Origin of the sequence: Escherichia sp. MR (genome assembly GCF_005280595.1) — a bacterium.
GTDB lineage: Bacteria > Pseudomonadota > Gammaproteobacteria > Enterobacterales > Enterobacteriaceae > Escherichia > Escherichia ruysiae.
Window position 1 is genome coordinate 46,528 of the sequence record NZ_SZVK01000028.1, and the last position, 6,000, is coordinate 52,527.

Genomic DNA, 6,000 nt, shown 5'->3' on the forward strand with positions numbered 1-6,000 from the left:
CAATTCACCTCTGTTTCCCGACTAATAAAATTATGATTGCACAGAAACCGACGAAAAAAAACACGCCAAAATTGGCGTGCCTTATTTAACATTTACTTAACGCTATAAAATTCACGAATTATATTTAATAGCAAATCTATTTTCCCTTTATAGATACATGACACTCTGAATAAATCAAAGTGTTCAAAAAATTCTTTTATTTTCCGTTTAACTGGTTTAATTCGATCCTCAGATGCTCTGTCTGTAATACCCAATTCTCTGGCAATTGTTGCATGACCAACACCCAGCATATAAAAAGAGAAAACAAGCAATGTCCCGGGGGAAAGATCATTCCATATCGTTAATTTATCAGAAGTATTTGTATTACTTCCACTCTGACTTAACGCAAAAAATGGATAATCAGGAAACGGATTAATTTGCCATAAAACAACAGATTCGTCATTATAAAAAGAAACATTCTCCATCCTTATCTGATAGATTTCGCCATGAAAATTAAAACGACGACAAAATGCAGAGCCATGTCCAAGAGCCTGGCATTCCAATTCAAGTGATGAAAGAAAAATTTCAACCTGCAGACGTATATAACTCTCTCCGGATAAGGGTTTATCTTCTCTGGAAAAGAGTTCAATAAAAGCCCCATTGGCATAAAGGATTTTCCGGTTTTTGTTACGGACACAAACCGGAACGGGAGAATTTCTGTAGATATTCTGAACGTTAAGGATGTACTTATTTACAGATTGACTGTTAAGTGGCCTTTCTCTACGATCCAGCGCACACATAGGAACCTCCGTTAAGGATTCTATGGACAGTCGATGCAGGGAGTTCAGACCTCCCTGCATCGGCGATTTTCAGTTTCAATTTTTAACGTGGCATTAACCACGTAATTAATATACTAATTATCTGACGTATTGTCATCTTTTTGAATCATAAAAATTCTTATATTTGAACCAACTCAAACTTCATTTTCATTTATTCATCATCATTTTTTGGAAAAAACCGGTCCATCTCAACAGACACTTTCTCTCTGATATCGTCAACCATACTGGCATATTCAAACTTCGGGTTTCCGGAGACATGAGGACTGAGAGACTCAATACCTAAAATCTTTGCCACCGTTGACTGTGTTTTTACAACACATTCAAGAAGAAGTTTATTAAACTCTGTCTGGTTAAACGCAGACTCTTTACGCTCCATCTGTGCATCATATACGCGAAGCCCCAATTCAAGAAGCATTGAAGCAGTTCCTGAAAGGCTTATATCTTTATCTCTTGCTCCCTCCTGACGACGCTTTTCAACAATCATGTTAATTTTTTCATGAACCTCATTACTGATATACAGATTTACTCTGGCCATAAGACAGTACCTTTTATATTCTGAAACAAGTGTTTTATTTCATTTACTCATAGTTTGGTCTGAAAAAAGAAGAGCACCCCTAGCAGCGCCCCTAGGGGCATACTATAAAAAAACGCACGGCGCTGCTAGGGGCGGCCCTAATATATCCAAATGTTTTTCATAAAATTTGTCAGTACTGACCCTAACAAGGGTCGCCATAGGGTCGCCATAGGGTCGTCAACGACCCTATTTAATAATGTAAAATAAATTAAAATACATTATTAAAAACATAAGCTAATGATTCAAAAAGCAAATCAGCAAAAACTTGTTTTTGCGTAGTGTGTGGTGCTTTTGGTGGTGAGAACCACCAACCTGTTGAGCCTTTTTGTGGAGTGGGTTAAATTATTTACGGATAAAGTCACCAGAGGTGGAAAAATGAAAAAATGGATGTTAGCAATCTGCCTGATGTTTATAAATGGGATCTGCGAAGCCGCCGATTGCTTTGATCTTGCAGGTCGGGATTACAAAATAGACCCGGATTTACTGAGAGCGATATCATGGAAAGAATCCCGTTACCGGGTTAATGCCATTGGTATTAATCCGGTAACGGGATATGGCAGCGGACTGATGCAGGTAGATTCCCAGCATTTTAACGAACTGGCCCGCTATGGAATTAAGCCGGAACATCTGACAACAGATCCCTGCATGAACATTTATACCGGTGCTTATTATCTGGCAATAGCCTTTAAAAAATGGGGAGTCTCCTGGGAGGCCGTTGGTGCATACAATGCCGGATTCAGGAAGACCGAACGCCAGAACCAGAGACGTCTTGCCTACGCATCAGAGGTTTACCGGATTTATACCTGGATAAAGAGCAGTAAAGGCATCCGGGTTCCGACCACGAAGAAATCACTTTCCCAAATTAACAGTGTGCAGAACAATTAATATTGTATACATTGTCAAATACCGGTTATGCCGCGACAGCGGCATGGAAGGCCACACACAAAAATATCATATGAGTGATAATGCTGACTGGCCGAAGCCCCGCAAAGCGGGACCCCATCTTATATATATCCGGTAACTGCGCAGCCTCCTGCCAGACCATTTTTCGCGGGCACAATATTTACAGACTACCGAAAAGCCAGTTGATGAAATTGAGGCCTATCAGACGACACAGCAATGCCGCAGGATGATAATATAAGTAAAGCCCCGAAAAATTTTTCGGGGCTTTACTTATATTATCATGACTTCCACTCCCTGAACTTTTCGGCAATCATCCATAATGCTTTGTTGATTCGGATATCACCGTCAATGCCTGTAATGGCTCTTGTTCTGGTATTTTTACCGGAGGCACTTCGCCCCGATAATCCACCTTTTATCATATTCTCCTGAACCCGCTGCCAGGTTGTCCAGAGATCGTTCTGTTTATCCTCCCAACGGCGGGGAGTAATTATTTGTTCTGGCGTCACTGGCGTTTTATTTTCATCTTCGTACCTGGCCATCAATGCAGCTCTGCCAAATAAATGTTGTTCGTCACTGTTAAGATGTATCTCTTTCATTGCCTCCATATTTTCAGTGACTTTATCAAAGACACCGAGCACTTCATACGCTCCCTCAATAACCTGCCCGACAATATCACCTTTATGTGGAACGCGGATTTCGCCAAAATTATTCCCACACACCAGGCCATTTGTGCAGACAAAACGAAAAATTCCTGGGATCATCTGATAACTGGATGAACCATCATGTGAATTAAGCAGGATAATTTCAGGAACTTCTTTCCCGTTAATATGCCCTTCCCTGCGAAGACGTAACATATGTTTACTGTATTCGCGGCGTCCTAAATCACGAACCCGACTCTGACAGGCAAAGAACGGCTGGAAACCTTCATCACGTAACTTATTGATGATATTGATGGTTGGGATATATGTATAACGCTCACTCCGGGATTCATGTTTATCACCAGAAAAGACAGATGGAACAAACTGCATTAATTCGTCATCCGTTAACGGGCGCTCACGGCGAATAGAATTATATCGACCAAAACGGGAAGCTAATCGCATAACAGTAACTCCTTTATGAAGGCATAAAATTAATAAAAGTTTTTTCGCTTAATATCATCCCCCTCGGTTATCGTTAACAAAAAGACAACAATTCCGAGGGGAAGGACCATCAAATCAGGTCAGTTCGGGACTGACCAACCTGCCGGGTGAAAAGCAGTAACAGCGCGATCAACTCATCAGCGTTTTTTCTGACAAGAGGAGTATGATTCTCCAGGCTATCCAGTAAGTCATGCAGCTCATTATTGACCTGGTGGAGCACCTTAAAGAGTGCACCAGAATCCCGGCAGCTCTGATATGCAAGATTTGCCTGAACAGCACGATTCTGCATGATCCCGATTTGTGCGATTGCGTCTTTCTGCTGATCGCCTGTTGGCTGATAAGTGGTGTTAAAAGAAAATGCGCTCATAATTCCTCCTGTATCTGATGTTTTCAGCCCCCATCATCTGTTGAGTTTCGGGAGCCGCGGTTTTGACGTTTTGCGGGGACCTGCCTTTTGTTCCCTCCGGTATTCACCATCACCTGTTTGAGAACCTTCGCCGCAAGGGGCATCACTGCCACGGCCTGACGCACCTGTCCTGGGCAGAACGCAAAATTTTTTACCGGGTTTTGGGTGAAAAATTTTGTGGGCTGTTCATTTACCCTGGACAGGTGCGGCAGGTTGTGGCTGTCTATGCCCCCGGCGACAGGGGCTTAAACAGGTGAATGGCACCGGACAGAACAACGGGCAGGGACCCGCCGCAACGACGTGAAGCGCGGTTTGCGAAACGGCGTTGCGCCTTACATCCCGGCGGCCTTTTGCCGGGATGCCAGGAGCGCAGGCCACGGCACGACAGAGGCGGCGCGACCGGAACGGTCGCTGCAAGCCCGGGGTTTTCACGCATCGGACCGTAGCGACAGCCCGAAACCGCGCCAGCGGGTTCGGCGGAGACTGGCGGGTGCGCCAGCAGCTGCCTGTCGGAGTCGGGCCTGACGACCGGATGCCGCCAGGCAGCCGGGAGCCGAAGGTGTCCCCGCCTCCGGAAATCAGAACAACAGAAACGACATAACAGAAAAATGCCTCACACCATGACGGGCAGGAAGGGCAGCGCCGCAGGCGCGGCCCTCCTGCATTTCAGGCAGGCGTAAGCCTGCCAGGGTTTTCCGGCGGCCTGGCAGGCCATACCCCCGCCGGAGCGGGGGAGTAAATCACCGACGGAACACATGACCGTCAATAAAGGTGAAGGAGTCCAGGAATAAATCCCGCGCATACGCCTCATAGTCAAAATAGAGCGCCACCGTCTCCGGCACGTCAGCCAGCAGGCCGGTATCACTGGCGAACTCAACCGCAAAAGCCTCCTCACTGTCAGCCTCGCCCCACCAGGCATCGCGGAAGGTGTCAAAATCCGTCTCACCGGTATCCTCCACCCAGAGACGATAAGCCTCTTCGCAGCCTTCATCCCGTGCCCGGCGGAAGCCTTCAACCCAGGCCCAGTTGATATGGCATTCAGAGGCCATATTCCCCGGGAATCCCTCATAATCCTGAAACATCAGTTCAGGATCGGCTTCATCCTGGTGAAGAGCACGGCAGGCGGCGAAAAAGTCGCGCTCATCATCAAACGTGGTCAGGTCAAACCAGCGTCCGGCGATGCTTCCACAGTTGTATTTGTGCCAGGTTCCAACGTATACAGCAGGTGCAACAACAGACATTCCCGAATCCTCCATAGTCACATGTTCTGCGGCACCGGGCGGTGCCGTGCCTCCATAAAAGCCGGGCGATAAGGCGGGGATGCACAGGGCGCAAGGGAAGCCGCAGCCTGACGCACACGGCTGGCGGGAGTTGGAGGGTGAGACCGCGAAATCTGAGCGGGTGAACGACCGGAAAATCACGGCAGACGGGAAGGAGGGACCGGGTGACCGCAGCGGCGAAGCGTACCCTTGCATCCCTGCCAGCCCGGCTAAGATGGAGGCACGGCACAGCCCGCACACGACGCTGAGGCCACAGAGCTGAAAACCCACAAGGCCATGCCCCGCATGGCCGGGTAAAAGCGGAGCCGCCGGCGACTTCCTTATTCCGGCGAGTGCAGAGGACACGCCGCATGACCTCCAGACCACCCCTGATATGAAACGATCATGATCGGCGTGTCCCTGCGTAAAATATACATGTCTGGTTCACCGGAGAATATCTGTGATATCCACAAGTTTTCTGTCGCACAGCCAGTCCTGCGCTTCACGCACCACGCTACTGTCGGGTTTCACCGCTTTCAGCGATGATGCCAGTCGCTTGATCAACATAACCAGTTCCCGTGTCTGTATGTCCGGCATTGTCTCCGGCGGAGCAGAGGGACTCTCATTTCCGACGCCCATCCCATGCGCTTCCAGTGTGGCACGGACAAACCAGGCGGCATCGACCAGTTGCTGGCGAATCCAGGTCAGATCGGCATTTCTGTCACGGGCTGCCATTCGCTCACCCGACAGCGCCTTGCTGATATGGCTGCGCACCAGATTATCCAGGAGTTCCTGCGCTTCTTCCGGTGAAAAGCCACCTGGTACTGATGAATCCCCTAATGATTTTGGTAAAAATCATTAAGTTAAGGTGGATACACATCTTGTCATATGATCAAATGGT

General features: G+C 47.6%; 6 protein-coding genes and 2 pseudogenes. 2 read left to right on the forward strand and 6 right to left on the reverse strand.

Annotation, left to right across the window (positions count from 1 at the left end):
- Positions 1 to 92 precede the first annotated feature (92 nt).
- Together FC814_RS13500 and traM are read right to left on the reverse strand one after the other, a co-directional pair.
- Positions 93 to 779: a PAS domain-containing protein gene (locus FC814_RS13500; protein ID WP_015059009.1), complete on the reverse strand. Its 687-nt coding sequence runs from the start codon at positions 777 to 779 to the stop codon at positions 93 to 95.
- Positions 780 to 969: 190 nt separating this feature from the next.
- Complete coding sequence (traM, locus tag FC814_RS13505) at positions 970 to 1,353, reverse strand: conjugal transfer relaxosome DNA-binding protein TraM (RefSeq protein ID WP_000124981.1); 384 nt, start codon at positions 1,351 to 1,353, stop codon at positions 970 to 972.
- A 321-nt stretch (positions 1,354 to 1,674) separates the two neighbouring features.
- Here traM and FC814_RS13510 point away from each other — a divergent pair, with 321 nt between their 5' ends.
- Positions 1,675 to 2,277, forward strand: coding sequence for a transglycosylase SLT domain-containing protein (locus FC814_RS13510; RefSeq protein ID WP_072205450.1), 603 nt, complete (start codon positions 1,675 to 1,677; stop codon positions 2,275 to 2,277).
- A 296-nt stretch (positions 2,278 to 2,573) separates the two neighbouring features.
- Here FC814_RS13510 and FC814_RS13515 read toward each other — a convergent pair whose 3' ends face one another.
- Together FC814_RS13515 and FC814_RS13520 are read right to left on the reverse strand one after the other, a co-directional pair.
- Positions 2,574 to 3,395, reverse strand: a complete 822-nt coding sequence (locus FC814_RS13515) for a DUF932 domain-containing protein (RefSeq protein ID WP_001234441.1) — start codon at positions 3,393 to 3,395, stop codon at positions 2,574 to 2,576.
- A 109-nt stretch (positions 3,396 to 3,504) separates the two neighbouring features.
- The gene (locus FC814_RS13520) at positions 3,505 to 3,801 is read right to left on the reverse strand and encodes a hypothetical protein (RefSeq protein ID WP_001272251.1); all 297 of its coding nucleotides are present in this window, start codon (positions 3,799 to 3,801) and stop codon (positions 3,505 to 3,507) included.
- A gap of 296 nt (positions 3,802 to 4,097) precedes the next feature.
- Between FC814_RS13520 and FC814_RS23175 the strand changes: the two are divergent.
- Positions 4,098 to 4,271, forward strand: a pseudogene (locus FC814_RS23175) (hypothetical protein); the annotation flags it as partial.
- A gap of 309 nt (positions 4,272 to 4,580) precedes the next feature.
- Here the strand turns inward: FC814_RS23175 and FC814_RS13535 are convergent.
- Complete coding sequence (locus FC814_RS13535) at positions 4,581 to 5,081, reverse strand: antirestriction protein ArdA (protein ID WP_021545156.1); 501 nt, start codon at positions 5,079 to 5,081, stop codon at positions 4,581 to 4,583.
- 462 nt (positions 5,082 to 5,543) lie between these two features.
- Positions 5,544 to 5,924, reverse strand: a pseudogene (locus FC814_RS13545) (hypothetical protein); the annotation flags it as partial.
- Between the last annotated feature and the right edge of the window lie 76 nt (positions 5,925 to 6,000).

Excerpts from the sequence above, each read along its gene's own strand:
- FC814_RS13520 (WP_001272251.1), bottom strand. The coding sequence starts at position 3,801 with ATGAGCGCATTTTCTTTTAACACCACTTATCAGCCAACAGGCGATCAG.
- FC814_RS13500 (WP_015059009.1), bottom strand. The coding sequence starts at position 779 with ATGTGTGCGCTGGATCGTAGAGAAAGGCCACTTAACAGTCAATCTGTA.
- traM (WP_000124981.1), bottom strand. The coding sequence starts at position 1,353 with ATGGCCAGAGTAAATCTGTATATCAGTAATGAGGTTCATGAAAAAATT.
- FC814_RS13535 (WP_021545156.1), bottom strand. The coding sequence starts at position 5,081 with ATGTCTGTTGTTGCACCTGCTGTATACGTTGGAACCTGGCACAAATAC.
- FC814_RS13515 (WP_001234441.1), bottom strand. The coding sequence starts at position 3,395 with ATGCGATTAGCTTCCCGTTTTGGTCGATATAATTCTATTCGCCGTGAG.